Source organism: Candidatus Methylomicrobium oryzae, from assembly GCF_016745425.1.
Taxonomy (GTDB): domain Bacteria; phylum Pseudomonadota; class Gammaproteobacteria; order Methylococcales; family Methylomonadaceae; genus Methylomicrobium; species Methylomicrobium oryzae.
Window position 1 is genome coordinate 1 of record NZ_JAERVK010000046.1, and the last position, 2,440, is coordinate 2,440.

Below are 2,440 nucleotides of genomic sequence, written 5' to 3' on the forward strand. Positions count from 1 at the left end.
GTTGGACGAAGCCGCTATCGCGGAGAAAAGCCAAGCCGCTTGATTGACAATAAAATGTAACCTCACGCCCTCACCACGAGGGACCATTCTACGACGAAGCATGAGGTTACACATCAATGACAGCATCATCTGAATCCCATTTCAAGCAAAATTATCAAGCCCATCTCAAACATCTGAAGCTCAAAGGGCTTCAGCCCAAGACGATAGAGGCTTACGCCCGTGCCATTCGCCGCGTTGGCGAGTATTTTGACGAACGCATCGAGGACCTGTCCGAAGCGCAGTTGACCGATTATTTCACCGATTTGCTGGCGTCGCACTCCTGGAGTTCAGTCAAACTCGATCTGTACGGCCTCAAGTTCTATTATACCCATGTGCTGCGCAAACCCTGGGTAGCGCCCCATCTGATCAAGCCGCCCAAAGCCCAGCGCTTGCCGGATATTGTCACTGTTGAGGAGGCCCAACGTTTGTTTCTGGCCACCCGCACCCTCAGTTACCGGGTCTTCTTTTTCACCGTCTACAGTCTAGGGCTGCGTCTTGGTGAGGGTTTACGCCTGCAAGTCGGCGATATCGATGCCGAACGCCAGCGCGTACATATCCGCGATGCTCAGGGGAACAAGGATCGCCTGGTACCGTTGCCGGCGGCGACCTTGGGTTTGCTGCGCCGCTTCTGGCAAGTGCATCGCAACCCTGTCTTGCTGTTTCCTAACCGGCACGGTGGCTTGAAGTCGGCCTACCGGGCGACCACGCCGCTGGATCGCGGCGGTGTACAAACGACACTGCGCCAGGTGGCTCACGACTGCGGCTTAAAAAAAAGATTTCTCCGCACAGCCTGCGCCACAGCTACGCCACGCATCTGATCGAAGCCGGTGTCGATCTGCTGGAAGTGCAGAAAATCCTCGGCCACCACAGTATCCTCACCACGGCCCGCTATACCCATCTGACTGACGGCACGAATCAGAATGCCCACCAGGTGATCAATACCTTGATGAATGGCTTTGCCCTGAACTGGGGGAAGGTCAAATGATCCTGCTCTCCGCTCTCATTCAAACCTTCGAAACCGAATTTCTGGCAGGCTATCAGGATGCGCTACTGCCCAGCCAGCGCCAAGCGCTGGCCGCCATGAAGCACTGCCGCACCTCGCAAAGTCCCGTGATGCTGGCTCAATGCGCGGACTGCGAGAGCCAACGCTTCGTGCCGCATTCCTGCGGCCATCGCCACTGTCCCCACTGCCAGTCTCACGAATCTCAACAATGGTTGGAAAGACAACTGCAAAGGCAGGTGCCCGCCGCGTACTTTTTATTGACTTTCACCTTGCCAGAAGAGCTCAGAGCGCTGGCCTGGCAGCAGCAACGCACGCTGTATGATTTGATGATTCGGTGTAGCTGGGAGACGGTCAAAACCTTTACCCTCAACGACCGACAACTTCAGGGAAACGCCGGCGCCATCGCGGTGCTGCACACCCATTCCCGCCGCCTCGATTATCACCCGCATGTGCACCTGGTGATGCCGGCGGCGGCCATCGATGCGGACAAACGCCTGTGGCGCACCAAGAACCACGGTAAAAACCAAACCGGCTACCTGTTCAATCACAAGGCGCTGGCCAAGGTCTTTCGCGCCAAACTGCTGGAAGGAATCCGTCAATCCGAGCTTGATCTCCCATCCCGTTACCCCGAAAAATGGGTCGTCGACGTCAAGTCGGTCGGCCGCGGCGACAAGGCGTTGGTCTATCTTGGCCGCTATCTTTATAAAGGCGTCATCCAGGAAAAGGATATTGTCGCCTGCCGGGACGGCCAGGTGACTTTCCGTTACCAGGACAGCAAAACCCGACAGATGCAAACCCGAACGCTGCCCGGCGCCCAATTCCTCTGGCTGATCCTCCGCCATGTCTTGCCTAAGGGTTTCCGGCGTGCCCGCAATTTCGGCTTTTTACACCCCAACAGCAAACGGCTGATTGGCTTGTTGCAAGTCCTGCTTGGCGTGAATCCGCACCGGGCGCTGGCCTGGCTGAGAAAACGGCCATCCCTCACGTGCCGGTGCTGCGGGGGCATCATGCGCATTATCAAAACGCGCATTCCGCCGCCGTTCACCATCGGGACACAAAGCCCACCGGCTAACGAAATTTAGAGGGAACAGGTGATGTAAGCTCGGCTTTCTCTCCGGTCAAGCCGAAAGCGGCATTTTTGCGCCGAGGGCGGTGCTCGCCCCCAATCCGAGGCAAAAGGCACTTAAAACCGGCCGTTTCCGGGTGGCGGACTGCCGTGGCGATCATTTCGGCTTGTTTTTGAGCATTCATGCCTTAAAACAAGCCGCCTCAAACCCAAAACTCCGAAAAGCTATTTTCTTATATAAAGTCCTACCTGCGAACACCGGGCTTGTCCAACAACCGGTTCAGATGGTGGCTTCGCGCGCTGCGCTCGCACCATCTAACCTTATTCGTTAG

Annotated in this window: 1 protein-coding gene and 1 pseudogene; both read left to right on the forward strand. The window is 56.6% G+C overall.

The genetic code is table 11. From position 1 onward, the window contains the following. The first annotated feature begins 116 nt into the window (after nt 1–116). Nucleotides 117–1,024: pseudogene (locus tag JJL52_RS21020) on the forward strand (tyrosine-type recombinase/integrase). Then, a complete protein-coding gene (locus JJL52_RS21030) occupies nt 1,021–2,124 on the forward strand; it encodes an IS91 family transposase (RefSeq protein ID WP_202054482.1) in 1,104 nt (367 codons plus the stop codon). Before JJL52_RS21020 ends, JJL52_RS21030 begins: the two are co-directional and overlap by 4 nt. Nucleotides 2,125–2,440: the final 316 nt, after the last annotated feature.